This window comes from Thiocapsa sp. UBA6158, assembly GCF_002423035.1.
Lineage (GTDB): Bacteria > Pseudomonadota > Gammaproteobacteria > Chromatiales > Chromatiaceae > Thiocapsa.
Genome location: NZ_DIUM01000083.1, coordinates 13,016 through 34,509 on the forward strand (window position 1 = coordinate 13,016; position 21,494 = coordinate 34,509).

At 63.9% G+C, this 21,494-nt stretch carries 17 protein-coding genes and 1 pseudogene; 8 read left to right on the top strand and 10 right to left on the bottom strand.

The window, feature by feature from the left end; all coding sequences use genetic code 11:
* Positions 1 to 69 precede the first annotated feature (69 nt).
* Entirely contained in the window at positions 70 to 450 is a 381-nt protein-coding gene (locus B4N44_RS11585) for a hypothetical protein (protein ID WP_296700926.1), read from the bottom strand.
* Positions 450 to 1,412: an integrase domain-containing protein gene (locus tag B4N44_RS11590; protein WP_296700927.1), complete on the bottom strand. Its 963-nt coding sequence runs from the start codon at positions 1,410 to 1,412 to the stop codon at positions 450 to 452. The genes B4N44_RS11585 and B4N44_RS11590 overlap by 1 nt, the downstream gene beginning before the upstream one ends.
* Before the next feature lie 1,051 nt (positions 1,413 to 2,463).
* On the opposite strand from B4N44_RS11590, the gene B4N44_RS11595 reads away from it, so the two are divergent.
* The gene (locus B4N44_RS11595; RefSeq protein WP_296700929.1) at positions 2,464 to 3,018 is read left to right on the top strand and encodes a 3'-5' exonuclease; all 555 of its coding nucleotides are present in this window, start codon (positions 2,464 to 2,466) and stop codon (positions 3,016 to 3,018) included.
* A 651-nt stretch (positions 3,019 to 3,669) separates the two neighbouring features.
* On the opposite strand, the gene B4N44_RS11600 is transcribed toward B4N44_RS11595, so the two are convergent.
* From B4N44_RS11600 to B4N44_RS11615, 4 genes are all read right to left on the bottom strand, one after another.
* A complete protein-coding gene (locus B4N44_RS11600) occupies positions 3,670 to 6,264 on the bottom strand; it encodes a hypothetical protein (RefSeq protein ID WP_296700930.1) in 2,595 nt (864 codons plus the stop codon).
* Entirely contained in the window at positions 6,261 to 6,572 is a 312-nt protein-coding gene (locus B4N44_RS11605) for a CHC2 zinc finger domain-containing protein (RefSeq protein ID WP_296700932.1), read from the bottom strand. Before B4N44_RS11605 ends, B4N44_RS11600 begins: the two co-directional genes overlap by 4 nt.
* Positions 6,573 to 6,848: 276 nt before the next feature.
* On the bottom strand, positions 6,849 to 7,058 hold the full coding sequence (locus tag B4N44_RS11610; RefSeq protein WP_296700934.1) for a helix-turn-helix transcriptional regulator: 210 nt from the start codon (positions 7,056 to 7,058) through the stop codon (positions 6,849 to 6,851).
* A gap of 458 nt (positions 7,059 to 7,516) precedes the next feature.
* A complete protein-coding gene (locus tag B4N44_RS11615; protein WP_296700936.1) occupies positions 7,517 to 8,911 on the bottom strand; it encodes a tyrosine-type recombinase/integrase in 1,395 nt (464 codons plus the stop codon).
* A 409-nt stretch (positions 8,912 to 9,320) separates the two neighbouring features.
* On the opposite strand from B4N44_RS11615, the pseudogene B4N44_RS19955 reads away from it, so the two are divergent.
* The 4 genes and pseudogenes from B4N44_RS19955 to B4N44_RS11640 all read left to right on the top strand — a co-directional run.
* A pseudogene (locus B4N44_RS19955) lies at positions 9,321 to 11,146 on the top strand (N-6 DNA methylase); the annotation flags it as partial.
* A gap of 660 nt (positions 11,147 to 11,806) precedes the next feature.
* Positions 11,807 to 12,988: an AAA family ATPase gene (locus tag B4N44_RS11630; protein ID WP_296700938.1), complete on the top strand. Its 1,182-nt coding sequence runs from the start codon at positions 11,807 to 11,809 to the stop codon at positions 12,986 to 12,988.
* A 15-nt stretch (positions 12,989 to 13,003) separates the two neighbouring features.
* Positions 13,004 to 14,413 carry a DEAD/DEAH box helicase family protein gene (locus B4N44_RS11635; protein ID WP_296700940.1) on the top strand — a complete coding sequence of 470 codons (1,410 nt, stop codon included), beginning with the start codon at positions 13,004 to 13,006 and terminating at the stop codon, positions 14,411 to 14,413.
* Positions 14,320 to 15,813, top strand: coding sequence for a YgjP-like metallopeptidase domain-containing protein (locus B4N44_RS11640; RefSeq protein ID WP_296700942.1), 1,494 nt, complete (start codon positions 14,320 to 14,322; stop codon positions 15,811 to 15,813). The genes B4N44_RS11635 and B4N44_RS11640 overlap by 94 nt, the downstream gene beginning before the upstream one ends.
* A gap of 157 nt (positions 15,814 to 15,970) precedes the next feature.
* Here the strand turns inward: B4N44_RS11640 and B4N44_RS11645 are convergent, their stop codons facing one another.
* Positions 15,971 to 16,891, bottom strand: coding sequence for an alpha/beta hydrolase (locus B4N44_RS11645; protein WP_296700945.1), 921 nt, complete (start codon positions 16,889 to 16,891; stop codon positions 15,971 to 15,973).
* A 382-nt stretch (positions 16,892 to 17,273) separates the two neighbouring features.
* Here B4N44_RS11645 and B4N44_RS11650 point away from each other — a divergent pair, with 382 nt between their 5' ends.
* A complete protein-coding gene (locus tag B4N44_RS11650; RefSeq protein WP_296700947.1) occupies positions 17,274 to 17,732 on the top strand; it encodes a hypothetical protein in 459 nt (152 codons plus the stop codon).
* A 126-nt stretch (positions 17,733 to 17,858) separates the two neighbouring features.
* Here B4N44_RS11650 and hda read toward each other — a convergent pair whose 3' ends face one another.
* Together hda and wrbA are read right to left on the bottom strand one after the other, a co-directional pair.
* Positions 17,859 to 18,563, bottom strand: coding sequence for a DnaA regulatory inactivator Hda (hda, locus tag B4N44_RS11655; RefSeq protein ID WP_296700949.1), 705 nt, complete (start codon positions 18,561 to 18,563; stop codon positions 17,859 to 17,861).
* Between the two features lie 34 nt (positions 18,564 to 18,597).
* Positions 18,598 to 19,197 (bottom strand): NAD(P)H:quinone oxidoreductase, encoded by a 600-nt coding sequence (gene wrbA, locus B4N44_RS11660; protein WP_296700951.1) that lies wholly within the window; start codon positions 19,195 to 19,197, stop codon positions 18,598 to 18,600.
* A gap of 496 nt (positions 19,198 to 19,693) precedes the next feature.
* Between wrbA and B4N44_RS11665 the strand changes: the two genes are divergently transcribed.
* Together B4N44_RS11665 and B4N44_RS11670 are read left to right on the top strand one after the other, a co-directional pair.
* Positions 19,694 to 20,209: a thioredoxin family protein gene (locus B4N44_RS11665; protein WP_296700952.1), complete on the top strand. Its 516-nt coding sequence runs from the start codon at positions 19,694 to 19,696 to the stop codon at positions 20,207 to 20,209.
* A gap of 58 nt (positions 20,210 to 20,267) precedes the next feature.
* Positions 20,268 to 20,558, top strand: coding sequence for an acylphosphatase (locus B4N44_RS11670; RefSeq protein WP_296700954.1), 291 nt, complete (start codon positions 20,268 to 20,270; stop codon positions 20,556 to 20,558).
* Between the two features lie 41 nt (positions 20,559 to 20,599).
* Here B4N44_RS11670 and B4N44_RS11675 read toward each other — a convergent pair whose 3' ends face one another.
* Entirely contained in the window at positions 20,600 to 21,367 is a 768-nt protein-coding gene (locus tag B4N44_RS11675) for a metallophosphoesterase (protein WP_296700956.1), read from the bottom strand.
* Between the last annotated feature and the right edge of the window lie 127 nt (positions 21,368 to 21,494).

The following is a 21,494-nucleotide window of genomic DNA, read 5'->3' on the forward strand; positions in this document are numbered from 1 at the left end:
CGTGTTCCAACCTTGATTGCATCTCACCGTTCAAAATCAAAATTGCTGACGCATGCGAAGTTTCTGGACTCATTTCGCGTGTCGATGATGTGTGCGGGCTAGCTTCGCTGGGCGTCCGCCCTGAACGGGATATGTCGATGGGGTACGTAATCGATCGGGACGGGGAGACGTCCAGGAACCACGCAGATGCGGTTCCCAATCGGGCCAGTGGCCCAGAATGGCCGCAAGCGCCCTTGCGGTGCGCCAGTAGTCGTACCGGGAACTGGGGGCGAGAGCGGCGGTACGGTGTTCCAGCACCCAGCGCAGGTGTTTGGCTTTGAATTGATGCGGCTCGCTGATTCCGAATCGCTCGGCGATGAGCGCCTGCATCCGGGTGGCGCGCTTGATATGCGCCTGGATTCCGCTCGTTGCTCCCGGCTGCGCGCGTCGCAGCAGAATGGCGATCTGCATCAGCGGCCCCCGATGTACGACGACACGACCTCGAGCCGTCCGTGCCCGAGTTCATGCGCGATGACCGCGCGGGCGACCGCGTCGCTCTGGCACTGCTCGGCGTTGGGACGCTTGCCTGTCACAACGGGCGCGGCGTTGCCCGTCAATGCCCGATACCGCTCGCAGGCATAGGCCGCCCGAGCGTCGTGATAGCCGGTAATGCCGTGGACATGGAGGATCGCCCGCGCCACATTCAACTCTGAGTCCCTGGTGATCGCGACCTGGGCGTATGTCTCGTGCGGCGCGACCAGATTGGGCGAGCCGGCCGGGCGCGTGGCCAGCGCGCTCGCCAGGGTCTCGCGGCCCTGGTCCGTCATCGGCACCCAGCGCGGCGCATCGCGCCCACCCTTGGTGCCGTCTTGGACATTCACCGCCCCGTGGCGCTCGGCCTCCCGGCTCCAGCGCCCCAGATCCGCCTTCACCGCCTCCTCGCGGCGGACCCCGAAGTCACGCGCCAACTCCAGTACCGCCGCCGCGCGTCCCAAACCGGCGGCTCTGAGTGCCGTCGCCGCTTGGCTGACCCGCGCTCGGTCGAGACTGTCGGGGGCCTGAGTGCGAACCTGTGAGCGCCGGCCAACGGCCTGAGCCGGCGAGAGGCGAACCCGGTCGTCACCGCGCAGCGCGGCGAGCGTCACGTTCACCGTCGAGAGCAGATTCTGGCCGTACTGGACGCTGATCGCCTGATCCTGGACCCGGCTGGCGACATGCGCCGCATAGCGCTCGAACGTCGCCTGTTGATCGACCCGAGCGAGATCCCGAATCCCCTGTGCCTTGGCCCAGTGCGCGAACTGGTTCCAGCGGTCGCTGTGGGCCGCGACCGAGCCATAGTGACCGTCGGCGTAATAGGCGCGCAGCGCCTCGCGTCCGGCGTAAGCGAGCTGCTTGCCGAACCCGAAATTGCGTGCACTGGCGTACTTTCCCATCCAGATCGCTCCGAACCCTGCTGATTTTCAGACCCGCACAGTCCCGCTGACGCTGGTAAGTGATGACCTTGAAGCCCAAGGCTAGGCGTGCGGTTGGCCGTTTAACGTCGTGCCGGACATTGAGACCGTTGTGCCATTCGGCGGAGGGGGTCTGAACCTCGAGGCGCTCTCACCCGGTCGCATGAAGCGGGGGACCGTCGCGCCGCCTGGCGTCTGGGCGCGGTGGAGCGTGCGGTTGAATCGGTGTTGGCGAAGACGATGCAGACGGGCCAGGGATGCCTCCCCTGGTGGCCCGAAGTGGGTCGCCTACAAGCGTTCGCGGGTTTTGGTGCGGAGTTTTGGTGCGTGGTAATAGTCGTTGCGGCCCGTCAGGGCGTGGGTTTCGTGCCAGCGGTCTTTGTGGACAAAGACCGCCGCGGCCAGCGGGGTGGTTGAGGCGCAATGGCGTGCAACAGCCTGGAGCACCTGTCGGCGCTGGGCGGGGGTGTGGTCCGAGCCGGTCGGACGCGGATGACTTCGGTGGCTATCGGCGAAGCATGAGCCGCGACTGATTAGCCGGCGGTGATTGCAGGATGGTTTGAAACCCGCAGGCGCAGATGGCCCGGAGTACTCCAGACAGTTTGGCCTGGATCAAACGTCGTCGACGACGCGTTTGGGAGCCTGATCGATCAGGCTTCGGTGGTGCGTGGGTGCTTGTGGATCGCCCCCACCGGCGATGGGCCCAGGCCTCAGGCGGGATCACCGTCTGTGGGGCTGGGGACGTGCAGTGATTTCATCGTAGGCGGCGCGGGTGCATTCGTCAATTGTGGCCGCCTTGATGCGCTCCGGGTCGGCCTGTCCTACATGACCCAGGCGTGACCGTCGTCATGACCGACGGATGACCGACGGATGACCCACGGATGTCCGTGATGACCGGTCGGTGTCCGTAACGGTCAGTGGGGCCAGGCATCGCGTCATGCGGTGAAACTTGCCTCGGAGTCAAGGGTCTATTCGCGCGTTAGCTCCGCCTCTGGAGTCCTGTCTGATCCGCTTTGCCGATGGAGAGGCCATCATGTCGCTCGATTCCCCGTCCTCGCTGTCCACCCTGTTCGTCAGTCTCCGTACCACCTCGGGCTTTCCGCACAATGGCGAACTCCTGGAGATCGCCGTTCTCCATGAAGACGGCCGCTGGCTGTTTGAGAGTCTGGTTCGACCTCAGTGGCATACCGAATGGCCGGACGCCGCCGCCAAGCACGGTATCAAGCCCGCCGATGTCCAGGAGGCCCCCACCATTGACAGCCTGTTGCCGCTGATCGCCCCGGTGCTACAGGGCCAGCGGGTGGTGATTTTCAACGCTCCCGTCGAGGCGTGCAGCCCAGGTCTGACCCGTGTCCTGGCGGGCGTGGCCGAGATTCGGTGCCTGATGCGCGAGTTTGCACCGGTCTATGGCGAGTGGAACACCCGTCGAGGCGCCTATCACTGGAAGGGGCTGGCGACGGCGGCGTATCACGTCGGCTTCAACTGGCCGCCCGGACCCCGTCAGGCGCGGCATGAATGTCTGGCCACTCAAGCCGTGTGGCGCTATCTGCTCGATACGGTCCAGCCCGCCATGGCCCAGTCGGCTTGAGCGCCGCCGATATCTGCCGGGAGCCTGAACGCCGTCGCCACTTTGGGCGAAGCTTTGGCTGGCGTAACCTGGCCCAGATGCGCACTTTCTACCCGAGCTGGTCAGTCGAATGCATTTTGCAGACAGTGTCTGCAAAATCTGCCGTGTCCGACAGCCGGCAGACGCCGTGTCCGACGGCCGCCAGACACTGTCTGACGCCGCGTCAGTCGCTCATGGGATTCAGACGGCCGTCCGCAACGCCAACGACGTCCTGATTCCCGCCACCTTGGAGCGTCTGTTTGCGGCGGATCATGGATGAGGTCGACCCCGTCGGCCTGCTCGCGCAAACCCAGCACCGACCGTCCAACGGCAGACTGGGAACACTGGGAACGAAAAATTTCGCTATTGCAATCAGTGCTTTGAAGGGCAGGGCGGCGCATTTTTCCACTCGACGCTGGGAACAGACGTGGGAACGACTCGGATCGCCTGGGGAGCGGCATGTTCCCAGTCAGGTTCCCACGGCGCCCCCGAAAGCGCGGCGAATTCAGCCAGATTTTGATGTTCAAAATCAGCAGTTTATCCGGCTGTTCTCACTGTTCCCAGTGTCTGACGACTCCCCCCTCCTGAGTTGAACAGGCCCCTTAAGCGTCGTGAGGCCCGATCCCCGCACCGCTAGTGCTCACGAGTCGCCTCAGGCCGCTCCAGCGCCTGGAGCGCAACGACCAGCACCGAGGCCGTATGCTGGCCAATGCGCACCTTGCGGGTGGTGCGGTCGACCTGCTTGTCACCGCGCTGCTCGCTGTTGCCCGGCTGCAGAAAGCCCCGATCCAGGAGTTGACGCTTGAGGGCGGACGGACGCAGCGTGAGCGGGGTGTCGATGCGCTTGGAGGCGCTGTAGACCGCCTCCAGCGTTGGCGTCGGCAGCAGGTAGAGTTCCTGCTTGCCGGCATTGACCCACCCGATATGCGGGCCGCCCGGCCCCTCGCGCGTCCAGCCGAGTCGTTCCGCCTCTGTCGACGGCCGATGATCGGCCATATCACGCACATGGACCGCGCCCGAGAGCAGCAGATCGGTGAGAATGGCCATGAAGGTATCGGCCGGCTGGGCGTGGGCAATCCGCCGCTCGTGCTCCTTGGCCAGGGTCAGGATGATCGATTGCGCCCGGCACAGGTCGGCATAGGAGTGCTCGGACGTGATGACGCCCGACGCACGCCAGTGATCCAGCGCCAGACTGTAGCCCAGCAGCAGATAGGCGGCCTGATCCGGTGTGCGTCCCTGAAGCCCCGCCTGCAAACCCAGACCACGCCAGACCTCCCACTCGGCCTTGAGTTCATCGACTCGCGCGGAGAAATCGACGGCCAGGGTCTGGAGATAATCGGCCATGGCGCGGGCCAGCACCCCCTGCTGAGCCAGGGCCTGGATCTCGCTCAATCGTGCCAGATCCACCTGACCAGGACGCAGCGCCACGCCAAACAGCCGGGCCTGGAGACTCTCACCGGTTGGCCACTGCTCGGCCGTGCACAGGGCCAGGGCACGCGGCTTGCGTTCGTTCTGGAGCCGGATATCGGCGGTCAGGCGTCCGCGTCCGGCACGATTGCCGATGCCGCGGATGATGGTGGCCACCGTCTTGTCGAGCCGCGCCTGCTCGCTGGCCGAGGGTTGCGGGGCGTAGTCGTCGATGACCGCCAGAGTGTCGGCCAGCAGGAACAGCTTGAGCCCGATGGCATTGGGCGTGTCCAGCCAACTCGCCGCCAGTCGGGTTCGATCGATACCGGCCCCGAAATGGGCGGCCATGAGTGCCGCCAGGGTGCTTTTCAGACTGCGGCTTGGCCCCTCCAGCCAGAGCGCGAAGTCGACCCCGAGCGACTGACTCAACGGCGCCAGATAGACGGCGGCGATCAAAGGGATGGCAATCTCGGGCGGGGCCACCTGCGCGCTCGCCGCACTGGCCGCAGCGGCCGCATGACGTTCGTCCGCCGAGGTGCTGGGCGCCGGCAATCGATACAGCGCCCCCAACTCGCCCAGATCCACCTCGATGCCGCTGACGGCGCCCTGGGCCCCGATCACCGCGCCGGCGGACAGATAGCGCCAAGCCCCCGCGAGCCGACGCCACCCGGTATGAGTGAACAGCGTGCGCATCGCCACCGGCTGCGCCCCCTGATGCGACAGCAACTGAATGGCGTATTTCAGGTGGTCCTTGGCACCCTGGCCGGGATGGATCAGGGTCATGGTGCCCCAATGCCGCGCCGGCCAGTCCATGCGCGTGAACTGATCCAGCGTCAGGGTGATGACGGGTAGCGTCCGCCCCGACAGACTCCCGGCCAGGGTCAGGGTGCGCGTCTGCTCCTGCCCGTCATCGCGGATGACCTCCTCTTGGATGACGGCCGTGAAGTTGGCCAGTTGCTGCTGGATCGGCTCACCGCCTTGGCTGCGGGTCACGCGAAAGGTGCCCTGATCCGTGATGAGATAGGTTTTGGGGATTGCCTCGGCCTGGGGTCGCCGCTGTCGATCGCCTGTGGCCGGGCGGGCGTGCCACTCCGGCGGCAGTGGTCCCTGAATGTCGGCCAGGGTGCCGAGCAACTGCGCCTGCAAGGCTTGACGCTGGGCGTCACTGAGCACGGGCGGTGCGAGACCATCCCAGGCGATACGCTGCCCGGTCAGCTGGGCCTGAAGCCAATCGGCCGCCCCAGCGCCCTTGATTGCGGGTGTTCCTGACGGTGGACGCCGCAGGCAACGACAGGCCGGGCCAATCTGCTGCGCGACCAGGGCCGCATACTGCTGCCCAGCGGCATCCTGATCCGGCCAGATCAGGATGTGCCGCCCCTGGGCGGACGCTTGGCGCACGGGTTCCCAGTCAGCGCGTCCCGCCGACTGGCTCCCGCCCAGCGACGTCAGGGCGCAGAGGCCGAGCGCCTGCAGCGCCGCGGCGTCCTTTTCGCCCTCGGTGACGAAGATCGCGCCGGGACGATCGAGCGTATCCAGCCCAAACAACGGACGTGGTTCCGCCGGCGCTCCGGCAGCCCAGGCGCCGTTCGCGGTGCGTTTGAAGAAGGGAATCACCATCTTGCGGCCGTTGGCACACTCGTAGCGCACGACATAGCCAAGCGGCGCGCCCGCGTCGCTTGGGCGATAGGGCCAGACATGCTTGCAGTGGGCGACCTCGCCCTGGTCGCGATCGCGCCAGGTGGCTGGAGGTTGCCAGGACGCCGAGTGTCCGGCCGCGTCATCGACTGCGTGCGGCGGCACGGCGTGCAAGGCGGCGCTCATGGCCCATCGCCTTCGGTCAAGAGAAACCGGTGGGCCAGATCGCGCAGACTCTCCTGGAACGACAGTCCGGTATAGGCTTGGTGAAAGGCGAGGATGTCTCCGCCCTTGGCGCCACAGGCGAAGCAGCAGTAGGCGCCGGTGTCGAGCTGGAGGCGGAAGTTGCCTCGATGGCGATCGGCATGGAAGGGGCACAGTCCGCCGTCGACCCAGCCCATGCGCGGCGTCGCGGGTCGATCGGGAAGCATCCGGGCGTAATAGAGCGAGGCGGGTAGGGCGGCCTTGAGCACAGCGGCCGTGAGTCGGCTCATCGTCAGTCCTCTTGTCATCATGGCCAGGTCAGCGATGCACTGACCACAGTCAATGGTGGGTATCGAATCGCGCCGGTCATTCACTGAAGCGAGAGAATGACGCCGCCGGCGCGTAACCAGGACCGTAGTCGGGCGGGATGTCTAAAATCAGGCCAGTGATCCGGCGCTGATTGATGACAGGCCTGAATGAGCGAGCCGGTTCAGTAACGCCCCCGTGATCGCGGCGCATGACGGGGACATGGCTCAGGACGCCAATCATCAGGCCTGTCGCCGGCATCAGCCGGATGTATTCGTATGAACCTGTTTGGCCAGCCAGTCTTCAAGGGCCAGGATGTCATAGCGAACGGCGCGCCCAAGCTTCAGGAACGCTGGGCCGGTACCCCGGACGCGCCATTGTTGCAGGGTTCGGAAGCTGATACCGAGTTCGGCGGCGGCCTCGCGTTCAGTGAGGCGGCGACGGATCGGGGCGGCGGATTGCGGCTGCATGAGAACCTCGTCGGACAGGTCGGAATGGAGTGATTCAACAACACGCCGGTGCTTTGATGAACCTCACGCCTGTCAATACCACTTCGATGCAGAAAAGACGGTCGCCGGGAATATCGACGGCGATTGGTTCTTTTCTGTCTGGCACGAGTCAGGCGTATGGAGATCAAGAGCGGATGAATGGCTCGCGTATTGCCGAAGACCGACGTAGCCTATAGCGCCGTGAGTGATTTGTCCGCAAAAAACGGTGCATTGCTGAGTGCACCGTTTACGCTTGTAAAGACCGAAGAACTGTGCTGCTCGACCTTGAGGGCTATTGATTGACGCCTCTTGGCAGTAATCATTGAGAGGTTGGTGGCGGGAGTTGCGCTGGGGCACGGCTCACTGGCGTCAGGGAGCCTTATCACGCTTGGCGAGCCGAGCAGACGGAGGCGGTCGCGGCTCGAACCCTACTGTCGATCCTATGGATTATTGGGGGCGCTTTCCGGTACCGGCGTCGTTGTTGCGAACCCGGCTACATCCATGATCCTGGCACCATGTTGCTCCAGAGCCGCACGTACCGAATCCTCACCGAAACGGGCATAGATGGCCGTCGTTTTTGTGTCGGAGTGGTTCAAGACCTTACCGATCAGGTGTAGCGAGTTCCCTGATTGCGCCAGCCAGCTTCCGACCGTGCGCCGGAGATCATGCAGGCGAACATCGTCAATGGCCGGTGGTAGTTCCAGGCCCTCAGCGGTGGCTGCGGCACGGATCGCGTCAAGCGGTGGGGTCGGAGTGAACTTCTTCGGAGCGTTGCGATGTTGGTTGCGTGCATACGCTTCGGTCAGGCGATCGATCAGCGCGGCGGCGCGCGGATCTTCGCGCCAGGCCGCCAGCGTCGCCGCCGTTTTCACGCGCGCCCACGGTTTTTCGATGTTGATCAAATGGGACGCTGTCTGCGCCTTCTCGTCCGCGTTCGCCGTCCGGGGGCCACGGCCTGGCAGGATGTATGGGTTGCCGGCGACGCGAGGAATCGAGCGCAGCAAGGCCAGTGCCGGTCCCGACAGAGGCACATAGAAGACCTTGCCGTTTTTCGTGTCGTCGAGCTTCAGCTCGCCGCGATCCCAATCGACGCGATCCCAGCGGGCGGCCAGGAGTTCGCTCTTGCGCGCGCCGGTCAAGAGATACAGCCATAATGCCGCGCGTGCGATGGCATTGGCCTCTTGGTCGATCGCTTCAGCCAGGCGGGGTAACTCGGCCGGTGTCAGCCAGCGGTCGCGCTTGGTTTCCTTGAACAGGGTGATGTCGCGCGCTGGGTTGGGGTGATCCTGGGAAACAAAGCCCCAGCGTCGGGCCAGATCAAACATGGTAGACAGCAGGTTAACGACCCGATTCGCCTCGTAGTGGGCGGTCGCACCGATCTTGGCATGCAGCTTGACGACATCCTCACGGGTCAGGGCCTTGACCTTCAAGGCGCCCCAGCGGGGCAGAATGTGCTTGTTGATGCGTCGCTGATCTTCTTGGCCGGTCTTTTTCGTGCTGGCGTGTCGGTCCAGATAGGCCGCACACAGATCCGCCAGGGTTTCGCCGCGTCTCTCTTTCTCACGGTCCGCCAGAGGGTCAGAGCCCTCGGTCTCAACCTTGGCCAGTTCCGCGCGTGCGGTCTTACGGGCTTGGTCCAGGGTGAGAACGCCATAGGTGCCGATGGTCATCATCCGCTTGCGTCCGGCCGCACGGTACGACAGGACGAAGGATTTCGCGCCGCTCGGGAAAATACGGCAGCCAAACCCAGGCACCTCATCGTCCCACAGGACATAGCGCGCGTTGTTCGTCCCCTGGTAGACGGTCGAATCGATGGTGCGTTTGGTCAGCTTCATGGGAACCGCCCTCTTGATTCTGAGTCACCATAGAGTCACCAGGAAGCGTGGTTTCAGGTGGTGACTCATCGCAAAGGATAGCACAGAGGTACGGTTTAAGTATCTGTAATATAAAAAACTGTCGTATTTGGCAGGAGTGGTTTCTTGTTATTGCCGACTGAATGGGGTTCAGGTGGTCGGAGGTTCAAATCCTCTCGCCCCGACCAAAAACAACGGCTCAGGTCATGAATGATCTGAGCCGTTTTCGTTTGAGCTACCATAAAGTCACCCGCAGTGGCCTGCTTGCCGTGAGCCTGCGTCGGACCGAAGTTCACGAGAGACCGCGCGCAAGGAGTGGTCACCCGGCGCGTGGTTGTCTCCGCGAACCGCCGCCGCTGCGTTTTTCTCCTGAGCAGCAAGGAAACTGCCCATGGCCCTGAAGAAGTCTGAGCTGTATTCCTCACTCTGGTCCAGTTGCGACGAACTGCGCGGCGGCATGGATGCCAGCCAATACAAGGACTATGTCCTGGTGCTGCTTTTCATCAAGTATGTCAGCGACAAATACGCCGGCCAGCCCTACGCCCCGATCGTCATCCCGCCGGGCGCGAGCTTCCGTGACATGGTCGCGCTCAAGGGCAAGCCCGACATCGGCGATCAGATCAACAAGCGGATCATCGCCCCGTTGGCCAATGCCAACCGATTGTCTGCCATGCTCGACTTCAACGACCCCTCCAAGCTCGGCTCGGGCAAGGAGATGGTCGAGCGGCTTACCAACCTGATCGCCATCTTCGAGCACAAGGCGCTCGATTTTTCGAAGAACCGCGCCGAGGGCGACGACATCCTGGGTGACGCTTACGAATTTCTGATGCGTCACTTCGCCATCGACAGCGGCAAGAGCAAGGGTCAGTTCCTCACGCCGGCCGAGGTGAGCCGGGTCATCGCGCAGATCCTGGGGATTCGCGATGCGCCCACCAGCGCTGGAGCACCGGGCTCAACCCGCTCGAGGATCTCTTCGAGCGCTTCAGCCACTTCGGTGCGCCGCCGGCCAAGCAAGGCGACTATGCCTACCTGCTGCATATCGTCCGCTCGCTCAAGAGCACCGGCACGGGGGCCTGTATCCTGCCCCATGGTGTCCTGTTCCGCGGCAATCCCGAGGCCGAGATCCGCCGCAATCTGGTCCGCCGAGGCTATATCGCCGGTCTGATCGGTCTGCCCACAAACCTCTTCTACGGGATCGGCATCCCGGCCGTCATCGTCGTGATCGACAAGCGCGATGCCCAAGCGCGTCGCGGCATCTTCATGCTCGACGCCAGCAGCGGCTTTATGAGGGACGGGCCCAAGAACCGACTGCGCGCCCAAGACATCCACAAGATCGTCGACATCTTCAACCGCCGGATCGAGGTCCCGCGCTACGCGCGTCTGGTCGCGCTCGACGAGATCGAGAGGAACGACTTCAACCTCAACCTGCCGCGCTACATCGACAGCCAGACCCCGGAGGACGTGCAGGACATCGCCGCACATCTCCAGGGCGGCATCCCGGTCGCCGATGTCGATGCACTCGCCGCCCATTGGGCCGTCTGCCCCGGGCTCCGGGGCACGCTCTTCAGTCCGAACCGTCCCGGTTATCTCGACCTGGCCCCCGCCATCACAGCGGACAAGACCGCCATCAAGACACTCATCTACGCGCACCCCGAGTTCGCCGCCTTCATTGCCGGGATGAACGCCCACTTCGCCGCCTGGCGTGACCCGAGTGCCGCGAAGCTCAAGGCGCTCGAACCCGGCTGCCATCCCAAGGAGATCATCGTCTGGCTCTCCGAGTGCCTGCTCGCGCACTACCGGGATCAGCCCCTCGTCGATCCCTACGACATCTATCAGCACCTGCTCGACTACTGGGACGAGACCCTACAGGACGACTGTTATCTGATCGCCGCGGACGGCTGGGCGGCCAAGACGGACCGCATCATCGAGACCGACAAGAAGGGCAAGTCCCGCGACAAGGGCTGGACCTGCGACCTGATCCCCAAGGCGCGCATCGTCGCCCGCTATTTCGCCGCGGATCAGGCCACGCTCGACGGGCTCGCAGCCGAATTGGAGACCGTCGCCTCCCGGTTCGCCGAGCTGGAGGAAGAACACGGCGGGGAGGAAGGCGCCTTCGCCGAGCTGGACCGGGTCAACAAGGCCAGTGTCGCCGCCCGCCTCAAGGAGATCGGAGGCGATCCCGAGGTCAAGGGCGAGGCCGCCGTGCTCGATCGGTGGCCGGGGCACTGGAGCGCAAGCGTCGGTTGGGTCAATACGCCGTGGTGTGGCGGGGCGACCGCCCCATCTGCATCGGCCCCGATGCACCAGCGGAACAGGACTCCGAGCGTATCGAGCAGGATTCTATTGAACAGTGACCGCTGCCAGGCCGATGGCCCGCAGGGAACCTTCCAGCCGGGATCGAATCATCGGGTGCTGGCGAACAAGTTGGGCATTGTCGATCCAACGGAGATCGCCGGGGTCGAGTTGGTTCTGCTGGAAAGGCTGTATCAAGCGGTTCTGATCGACGGCCTTGGCGGAACGACTTTGGGATGCCGATAAGGCGTCGTACTTCAGCGCGATCCAAAATGGTTTAGCTCGGAATTACGACGCGATGATCGGATTGGTCGATCGGGCGATCCGGCGATAACCTCGGCTGAATCAATCAGCCAGCGTCACATGCCGACACTGACTGCGCTTCGTTCGCAGCAGTTGTTCGAGTTGCTCGACGGGTTGACCGGTTTCAATCTTTTTTGCTCAACAAAAACCAACCGATCGGAAGCCCGAGTGGACGCCGAAGTGGATCCGGCTAGGGTTGGGCCAGCGAGGGAGCCTAGCGTTTATATCAAAGTTATACTAAGTTAACGAAATACAGTAACGAGGCGATATTTCAGTATAACCATGGACCCGAGACGCAACCCCTATGCCCCGGGAGCGGGGACGCCGCCGCCGGAGCTGGCCGGCCGGGACGAGATCATCGAGAGGGCGTCGATTGCGCTGCATCGTATCGCCAAAGGGCGAGCGGCCCAGAGCATGATCCTCTACGGGCTGCGAGGCGTTGGCAAGACGGTCTTGCTGAATCGGATGCGGCTGGATGCGGAGCGTGAGGGCTACGTCCCGGCGGTGATCGAAGCGCCGGAAGATCGTTCGCTCCCGGCCATTCTTGGTCCCGCACTGCGAAGCACCCTGATCCGGATGAGTCGAGGCGAGGCGGCGAAAAAGGCGCTGAAGAGGGCTCTTGGCGTGCTCGCCAGTTTCGCCCGTTCGGCCAAGGTCAAGTACGCGGACGTCGAGTTCAACGTTGATTTCGAGGCACTCGTCGGGCTTGCCGACAGCGGCGATCTGGACATCGATCTGACGGACCTCCTGCGTAGCGTCGGCGAGACGGCCGCAGAGCGGGGGACGGCGGTCATCCTCTTTATCGATGAGCTTCAGTATGTGCCCGAGGAGCAGCTCGCGGCCTTGATCAGCGCGTTGCATGCCGTCAATCAGCGACAGCTCCCGATCACGCTCTTGGGTGCGGGATTGCCTCAGTTGTTGGGGCAAATGGGACGGGCGAAGTCCTACGCCGAGCGCTTGTTCGAGTTTGTACCGATCGGTCCCCTCGACCCGGAAGCCGCCCGGCGGGCGCTGTGCGTCCCCGCCGAGCAGGAAGGGGTGCAATTCGAGGCGGCGGCCGTCGAGGAGATCATCGCCCGCACCGGATGCTATCCCTATTTCCTGCAGGAATGGGGCAAGCATGCCTGGAGCGAGGCGGAGGCGAGCCCGATCACGCATGAGGATGCCGTACGGGCAACCCAAATCGCCCTCGCGGAGTTGGATGCGAGCTTCTTCCGCGTACGCTTCGATCGATTGACTCCATCGGAGAAGCGTTATCTGCGGGCAATGGCCGAGCTTGGCCCCGGACCGCACCGCTCCGGAGACATCGCGGAGCTGCTGGGCAAGAAGCCTTCGGCGGTGGCACCGGTCCGCAACCGGATCATCAGCAAGGGCATGGTCTACAGCCCTGCCCATGGCGATACGGCGTTCACCGTACCGCTGTTCGACAGCTTCATGCGGCGAACCATGCCGGATTTTCCCTAGTCGGAGCTCGAGCCCATGACCCGGATCGGACAATCCGAACGAGAGACACAGGACCGCGTCATCGCCCTGTTTCGCGATGCGTTGGGCTATCGGCATCTGGGGGACTGGACCGACCGCGCCGGCAACAGCAACATCGAAGAGGGTCTGCTGTCGACTTGGCTGACCCACCGAGGTTATTCCGAGGCGCAGATCGCCATGGCGCTCTATCGCCTGCGCACCGAGGCGGACGACAGCCGTTTCAAGCTGGACAAGTATCTGCTCAAGCTCTGCGAGAAGCCGCGCTTGATCGAGCTGATGCGCGACTTCGTGCTCTTCGACGGCGGCATCAAGAAACTGCCGCGGACCCATCAATACTTCGGGGTCAAGGCGGCACAGAGCCATGTGCGGCGGCGCCAGGGCGGGATCATCTGGCACACCCAGGGCAGCGGCAAGAGCATCGTCATGGTGCTGCTGGCGCGTTGGATCCTGGAGACTTTTCCCGACGCACGCGTCGTCGTCATCACCGACCGCGACGAGCTGGACAGCCAGATCGAAGGCGTCTTCGGCCAGGTCGGCGAATCCATCTATCGCACCAACAGCGGGCGCGATTTGATGGCGCAGCTCGGCCGGGCCAAGCCACGTCTGCTCTGCTCCCTGGTGCACAAGTTCGGCCGCCGCGATGTGGACGACGTCGATGCCTTCATCAAGGAGCTCGAGGGACAGCCCAGCCGGACGGTCGGCGAGGTCTTCGTCTTCGTCGACGAGTGTCATCGCACCCAGAGCGGCAAGCTGCATCGGGTGATGAAGGCCCTGATGCCCAACGCGGTCTTCATCGGCTTTACCGGCACGCCGCTCCTGAAGAAGGACAAGGCCACCAGCCTGGAGGTCTTCGGCGGCTACATCCACACCTACAAGTTCAGCGAGGCGGTCGAGGATCAGGTGGCGCTCGATCTCGTCTACGAGGCGCGCGACATCGACCAGCGGCTCGGCTCCAAAGAGAAGATCGACGCCTGGTTCGCGAGCAAGACCAAGGGTCTGAACACCTGGCAGAAGGAAGAGCTTAAAAGCCGCTGGGTAACGATGCAAAGCGTACTCAGCTCGCGCTCGCGCATGGATCGGGTGGTCAACGACATCGTCTTCGACTTCAGTGTCAAGCAGCGCCTGTCCAGCCAACGCGGCAACGCCATGCTGGTGGCCTCCAGCATCTACGAGGCCTGCAAGTATTTCATGCTGTTTCAGAACACCCCGCTGAAGGGCAAGTGCGCGGTGGTGACCTCCTACAACCCGCAGGCGAAGGATGTCACCAAGGAGGAGGTCGGCGCCAACACCGAGACCGACAAGCAGCTCATCTCGTGCGGCGCCCATCCAAAGACAAGATCACCCCGGTCGGCGCCAACACCGAGACCGACAAGCAGCTCATCTACAAGATCTACAAAAACTTGCTGAAGGACATCGTCGCCAAGCCCGGTATGACCAAGACCGAGACTTACGAACAGTGGGCCAAGACGCTGTTCGTCAAAGAGCCGGCCAATATGAAGCTCTTGGTGGTGGTGGATAAGCTGCTGACCGGCTTCGACGCTCCGCACTGCACCTATCTCTACATGGCGACCGTTGCCCTGGTCCGGGCCTATGCCAACATGGCCGACGAGCTGGAGGAGGCCGGTTACAGCGGCGAGGAGATCGCCCGCATCAAGCAGCAGCTCGACCAAGCACTGAAGCTGCGGGAGTTGATCCGCCAGGCTAGCGGCGAGACGCTCGACCTCAAGCCCTTCGAGGCCGACATGCGCCATCTCATCGATACCTATATCGAGGCCGATGATCCGCGCCGGATCTCGCCCTTCGAGAACCTGGGCCTGCTTGACCTGATCGTGAAGAGCGGCATCGCCGAGGCGATCGCCACGCGCCTGGGCTGCATGCAGGGCAACAAGAACGCGATCGCCGAGACGATCGAGAATAACGTCCGCAGTACCATCATCAAGGAGCATCTGACCGACCCGGCCTTCTACGCCAATATTTCAGCTCAGTTGCAGGAGATCATCGCGCAGCGCAAGGCGAAGGCGATCGCCTACGAGGAGTATCTGCAGAAGATCGCGGAGCTGACGAAGCAGGTTGCGGCAGGGCAGGCCAAGGACAACCCGGCGGCGCTGGATACACCGGGCAAGAGGGCGCTCTTCAATAACCTGAAGTCCATCGCCGCCTCTCCTTTGGGGGCGCTGCCGGCCGCCGATGATCAAGGGGCCTATGCGCCTGCTGCCGTCGCGCTGGATCTGGCGCTCAAGATCGACGCGGTGGTCAAGAGGGTGCGTCCTGACGGCTGGCGTGGCGTACAGGCCCGCGAGACGCCGCGCGAGGTTCTGGAGCGCGAGAGCCATGATCTCTGGGGCCGGCGCTATCTGCTGAGCCTGGTCGAGGAAGAAGCAGCGCCGACCGTGACGAACCATCCCGGCTCTTTGGTGTTGAGGGTTCGGCCGGGGACGAGCCAGGCGCAGCGCGAGGTCGTCATGGCGGGCTGGTACCGCCGGCAGGTCCGGGATGCGGCGGCCGAGCTGATCGAGACATGGGAATGCATCCTCGGGGTTCGTGTCCACCGACTGTTCGTGCAGCGTATGAAGACCCGCTGGGGGAGCTGCAGTCCGGAAACGCGGACGATCCGGCTCAACACCGAGCTGGCGAAGAAGCCGGTACAGTGTCTGGAGTACATCCTCGTCCATGAGCTGATGCATCTGCTGGAACGCCATCACAATGCGCGGTTTGTCGAGCTGATGGACCGCTCTCTACCGCGGTGGCGGCAGTCGCGGGAGCTGCTCAACGGTCTGCCGTTGACCCATGAAGAGTGGCACTACTGAACTACGGGCGGGGTGCGCGTCATCCCGGCAGGGTTGGCTTGCCGATGCATCGCCGCTCTTATCGGCCCTCGCTTGCCGCTCGGGAAGATCCGCAAGCTGGAACCTGGGCATCGAAATCCTGGCGGGCAGGGGGGGCTGAAGTCGCCCCTTGTCGACCCTACGTCGCCCCTACGTGCCGGTCGATGCTTTCCCGTACGCGCATCGGCGGCGTCCCGGCCGAATCCACGACGGTGCACTGGTTCTCGAGAAACCCCAGCAAGGCGCCGACATGGTCCTCGATGCGATCGACCGAATCATGATCGGCGCCGTCGATCTCCAGCAGACGCACATGCGTTCCCGCGGATCGTGCATGGATCAGGCGCGCATCCTCTACCGGCACCACGCGATCCGCTCTGCCGTGAACCAGCAAGACAGGACAGGTGATGCGGGTGATTGTGTTCATGGGCGCGATGGTGTCGAACCTGTGTCCGATCAGCCATTCTACGTAGCGGATGATGCCGTAGACGATCGCAGCGGGGAGATGCAGGTGACGCACCGATGCCTCGGTCACGCGGGCGGGGTGTGCGAACGCGGCGATGCTGATCACGGCTGCGATGTCCGGGTTGCGCGATGCCTCGAACAGTGCGGCGCCTGCCCCGACGGAGTGTCCGAGCACGGCGACACACTCGGCCCGTCTCGGGTGGTGCCGTTTGAGCCAGGCGATGGCCATTCCGAGGTCCTCGGCAAACCGCGGCAAGGAGGAAAAGGTGTCGCCGTCGCTCCCCCCGTGATTGCGGGCATCGAAGAGCAGGACGTTGAAGCCGGCCTCTCGGAAGGGAATTGCGATGGGCAGCATCAGCTCGGCGTTGCCGCCCCAGCCGTGCAGGATGACGAGTGTGCGTGTCGAGTCTGCTGCCGGAAGCAGCCACCCGAAGAGGGATCGGCGTCGCACGGTCGGGATGCGAACCGTCTCGAAGTCGAGGCCGGAGTCCGCCGGCGTGCCGATTTCGCGCAGCCTTGGTGCGCGAAATCCCAGATGCACACCTGCCGGAATCGCGGCTGCGGCCAAAACGGCGAAGAGACTCAGGGTCGTGAGCATGTCGGTCGAGCTCCGATACGGCTTGGAAGACTTCGCCGGAATCGGCGTTCCCTGTGTACCGACCTTGTCCGGTCGTCTTCAGTGCATAGCCTTCGGTTGTCTGACAGTGATGGCATCGTTTGGCCTTTCCAAATGCTCATGCCGCGATGACTCGTCTTTGAGCCCGACTGAGAAGATACGGCGTTGTCGGGTGCAGGACCGTCGGTCTTGGCATAGACTGAATAAAACACACTCATGCCCTCGAGCGCGCTGTGAAGGACTGAATCGATACCGGCCGCGCAGCCTCGATACGGAGATCTCCGGTTCGTCGTGAGTGGCGCCCTGCTGATCTCGATCGCCAAGCTAGAGGGCGTTGCCTTCGTCGTCCGGACAGGAGCTCAACATGGTTCATGTCTCCCGCCCACGGCTTCAGGGTTTGCTTGCGGCCGGCCTCTTACTGATCCTTCTGCACTATGCGGCTCCCGGCTTCTCCGCCAAGTCGGGGCCGGCTTGGGACGCTTGCCGCGATCGTGTGATTGCGAACCTCGAGGCCGCCGGTCTGCGGGATTTCGGGGATGTCAGCGCCTACACGGGCGCGACCGGTACCGGAGCGCTCCAAGCGGTGATCGATCAATGCGGTTATCGCTCCGAGCGCATCGGCCCCGCCTTTTGCGATGACCTCTACGAGCAGGTCTATGCGGCCTGCCGAGTGGATGGCTTCGAGGGCATGAGCATGGCCGCGACGTCTTGGGTTCTGATCTTTGATCCCGACGGCCCGCTGGTGGAGCGGTTGAGGAGGGTCTGTACACAGTCGGCGACGATCGACCGGGTGAGGTTCGGGCGCCTGATCTGCGGCGAGTGAGAGTGAGGGTGCAGAATGCCCGACAGGGGCTGCAGCCGCAACGCTGCACGACGGCGACGCGTGAATCGGGCTTCAGTCGGTCGGGAGTCGATTCGCCGGACCGTCACACCGTAAGTCGATCGCCGTTCAGTTCTCGCCGCGCATGACCCGACGCACCAGGGGGATGCTCGGCTGGCGTTGCTCGCGCAGGCTGACTTGGTCGATCCGCTCGATCAGCGCGACCAGCGAGCCGGGATCGCGGGCATAGTTGTTCATGATGTAGCGAGCGGTTTCCTGGCCCAGCCGCATACCGAGCTCCGTGGCGACCTCCGTGAGCAAGCGCTCGCAGTCCGGGTCGGCGAGCGGCAGCAGACAGTAGCGCGGCCCCCATTGCAGTCGCGAGCACAGATCCGCCAGACCAAGTCCCAGGGCGTCCGGGGCCGAGCTCCCCGCAATCAGAAGCGCGCATCCGCGCGCGCGCGCTCGATTGAACAGATCGAACAAGGCGACCTCCCAGTCCGCCTTGCCGGCGATGGCCTGCACATCGTCGATCGCCAACAGATCGCGGCTCTCGAGGTCATCGAAGATCGAGGGCCTCAGCCCGGCCTCGCCGAGCGGGATGTACTGCGCCGTGCGCGCCCGTTTGATCGCAGCCTGACAAGTGCCCTGCAGCAGATGAGTCTTGCCGGTCGATGCGCCTCCGAACAGAAACACGTAAGGCTCGCCTGCTCCCGACGCCAATGCCTCGACCGCGGCGAGCGCCTCTGCATTCGGCCCGGCGCGATAGTCCGCGAGCGTCGGCTCCCGGATCAGCGTGATCGGCAGATGCAGTTGCCCGGGATGGTCGGTCAAGGTTCCGTCTGCTCGAGGATGCGGGTCCGGCGCTTCAGCCCGGGCGGCGCGAGAGTGCCGCCGCGGTCTCGGCGAGCCGCCGGCCCAAGGCCAAACACAGACACTTTTCCTCGTCCGTGACCGGGAGTGCGCTGTCGGGTCCGGCCAGGTGCGACGGGCCGTAGGGCGTGCCCCCGGAGCGGGTGTGAAGCAGGTCCGCCTCGGTGTAGGGGAGTCCCGTCAACAGCATCCCGTGGTGAAACAAGGGGATCATCATGGTGAGCAGTGTGGCCTCTTGACCGCCGTGCAGACTGGATGTCGAGGTGAAGACGCCGGCGGGTTTGCCGGAAAGGGCTCCGGAGAGCCAGAGACCGCTGGTTCCGTCGAGGAAATATTTCATCGGGGCCGCCATGTTCCCGAACCGCGTAGGACTGCCGAGGGCAAGGCCGGCGCAGCCGCGCAGGTCGTCTTGATCCGCATAGGGCGCACCGGAGGGCGGGACGCTGTCCTCGGTCGCTTCGCAGACGGTCGAGACGGCAGGAACGGTCCGCAGGCGCGCTTCCAGTCCGCCGGCCTCGACGCCGCGTCCGACATGATGAGCCATCTCGGCGGTGGCGCCGTAGCGACTGTAGTAGAGGACGAGGATATAGCTCATGGGTAGTCGGTCTCCGAATAGAGTCGCCGGAATGCGCGGGTCCCGGATCGGACCGGCGCTCGGTGTGTTGCTGATGTCATGGGTCGGGCATTAGTCTAAACCGCGTCGGCAGCGAAAGCCGATGTTTCGTCCGCCCGAGCCGCCGCATCCGAAGCCGCGGGATCCGGGCATTGAACTGTGACGCCGAACTGGTGAGAATCAGGCGACCCGGCCCGGACGTTCGCCCGGTGCCCTAAATCGCGTCCAGAGCGAGATGCTGAATTTTCGAGTGAGCTCGACGTTTGGTGCATCCACAGGCCTGAGCGGAGACGCGGTTTAAAATGATCTATTTTTTAACATCTTAAACCGCGCCGGCTCCAGCGGTCGTCAGCTCTGCCGGGGCCGATCCCGTCCAGAAAACATCGCATACCGCGCCGGGCGCGGTTTAATGCTACGAGGAGGCAAGACAAGAATGGCTCACCTGCGTTCGCGTGATGGTCGGCGAGAGTTTCGACTGATGTTCATCCTGCTCGTGCTGTGCGCAACTGCGGTCGGTGCTGCGACCCGAGATCCCGCCCAGTATTTCTTCGACTCGACTTTCGGGGATTTCGCCGAGGAGCTCGAGACGGCGAGAGACGAGGGCAAGAAGGGCATCCTGCTGATGTTCGAGATGGACGAGTGTCCCTTCTGTCATCGCATGAAGACCACGGTGCTCAACCAGCCCGAGGTGCAGGACTATTTCAAAGAGCATTTCATGATCTTCCCGGTGGATATCGAGGGCGATGTGGAGATCCATGATTTTACGGGCACCGCGATGGCACAAAAGGATTTTGCCCTGAAGACCCATCGGGTGCGTGCGACGCCGGTGTTCGCCTTCTTCGACCTCGACGGCAATCTGGTGGCCAGGTACACCGGGGCTACGGGTGATGCAACCGAGTTCATGTGGCTCGGGGAGTACGTCGTTCAGGAACGCTACAAAGACGTCACCTTCCCGGCCTACAAGCGCGAGCGCCAAGCCGCCGCCGCGGAGTAAAGCTGCAAGCCGCGGCGCCATCCGGGCGGCGTACGGGGCGCGATCCGAGGAGCAGAGAATGGATGAGCATGACAGCGAACAACGCGTCTGTTACCGCTGCCTCGTCGGCGGGCGGGTGCAGGGGGTGTTTTTCCGTGCGTCGGCTCGCGAGCAGGCGATGCGGCTGGGCGTGACCGGATATGCGCGAAATCTTCCCGACGGCCGCGTGGAGCTGCTGGTTTGCGGGGAGTCGAATGCCGTCGGTCATCTGCGCGACTGGTTGCGCACCGGTCCACCGGGTGCCGCGGTGACCGGGGTCGCTTGCGAGCCTCTGGACTTTCAGCTGTACCCGAGTTTCGCGATCGACTAACGGGGCGTTCCCCGAGCGGCGCCGTACAGGCGTTGGACGCCTCAATAGCCGCCCGCCGTTCGACTCGGGCGCTCCGGATAGCCGTCGAGACGGACGACCCTGGTCTCCAATACGCCGTCGGCAAAGAGCGTGAGCTCTCGATAGCCGGGGACTTCTTGGGTATCGATCGTGAAATCGGCTTGGCGCGGCGCGAACTGAACGCAGGTCGAGGGTGCTCCCAGGACGCGGCAACCCTCGATCCGATGCTCGAATTCCTGGTGGATGTGACCGCATACCAGGGCTTTGACCTGAGGGTGTCGGTCGCAGATTCCGATCAGCTCGTCTCCGTCCTCGACCCGGAGCTTGTCCATCCACGCGCTCCGCACCGGGATGGGATGCTGATGCAGGAAGATGACGGCGGGTGAGGGGTTTGCCGCGACGGCATCGCGCAGCGCTGCGAGTCGGGCCGGGCCGATTCGCCCGCCTTCGCGTCCCGGCTCGGTGGAATCGAGAAATACGAGATTCCAGCCACCGAGCTTGCGCGCGGCGACCGGCCCGAGTGCTGCAGGTCCGAGCAGCTCGTCCATCAGCGGCCGCGAGTCGTGGTTGCCTGGGATGCAGTAGTAGGGCAGCCCGGTGCGATCGAGCAAGCGACGAAGCGTACGATAGCCTTCACGCGACTCGTCGTGGACGAGATCGCCCGTGAGCACCAAAGCGTCGGCCGGTGGTGAATGCACGAGTGCGAACTCCAACACCGCCTCGAAGCTGCGCCGCGTGGTGACGTCGAGCAATTGCCCCTGGGGATCTGCGAACAGGTGCGGATCGGTCAACTGGAGAAGCGTCCGCGGTTGCGCGGTGCGTTCCGAACGCGTTTCCCCCGTTGTTCGCGAGGGGGCGATGTCGAATGTCCGTAAGCCGGTGGACGCTGGCATAGTCTGCTCCTTAGGTCACCAGGAT

Bases quoted from the DNA above. Each gene is read 5' to 3' on its own strand.
- B4N44_RS11585 (WP_296700926.1), bottom strand. From the start codon at position 450: ATGCAGATCGCCATTCTGCTGCGACGCGCGCAGCCGGGAGCAACGAGC.
- B4N44_RS11590 (WP_296700927.1), bottom strand. From the start codon at position 1,412: ATGGGAAAGTACGCCAGTGCACGCAATTTCGGGTTCGGCAAGCAGCTC.
- B4N44_RS11595 (WP_296700929.1), top strand. From the start codon at position 2,464: ATGTCGCTCGATTCCCCGTCCTCGCTGTCCACCCTGTTCGTCAGTCTC.
- B4N44_RS11600 (WP_296700930.1), bottom strand. From the start codon at position 6,264: ATGAGCGCCGCCTTGCACGCCGTGCCGCCGCACGCAGTCGATGACGCG.
- B4N44_RS11605 (WP_296700932.1), bottom strand. From the start codon at position 6,572: ATGAGCCGACTCACGGCCGCTGTGCTCAAGGCCGCCCTACCCGCCTCG.
- B4N44_RS11610 (WP_296700934.1), bottom strand. From the start codon at position 7,058: ATGCAGCCGCAATCCGCCGCCCCGATCCGTCGCCGCCTCACTGAACGC.
- B4N44_RS11615 (WP_296700936.1), bottom strand. From the start codon at position 8,911: ATGAAGCTGACCAAACGCACCATCGATTCGACCGTCTACCAGGGGACG.
- B4N44_RS11630 (WP_296700938.1), top strand. From the start codon at position 11,807: ATGGACCCGAGACGCAACCCCTATGCCCCGGGAGCGGGGACGCCGCCG.
- B4N44_RS11635 (WP_296700940.1), top strand. From the start codon at position 13,004: ATGACCCGGATCGGACAATCCGAACGAGAGACACAGGACCGCGTCATC.
- B4N44_RS11645 (WP_296700945.1), bottom strand. From the start codon at position 16,891: ATGCTCACGACCCTGAGTCTCTTCGCCGTTTTGGCCGCAGCCGCGATT.
- B4N44_RS11650 (WP_296700947.1), top strand. From the start codon at position 17,274: ATGGTTCATGTCTCCCGCCCACGGCTTCAGGGTTTGCTTGCGGCCGGC.
- wrbA (WP_296700951.1), bottom strand. From the start codon at position 19,197: ATGAGCTATATCCTCGTCCTCTACTACAGTCGCTACGGCGCCACCGCC.
- B4N44_RS11665 (WP_296700952.1), top strand. From the start codon at position 19,694: ATGTTCATCCTGCTCGTGCTGTGCGCAACTGCGGTCGGTGCTGCGACC.
- B4N44_RS11670 (WP_296700954.1), top strand. From the start codon at position 20,268: ATGGATGAGCATGACAGCGAACAACGCGTCTGTTACCGCTGCCTCGTC.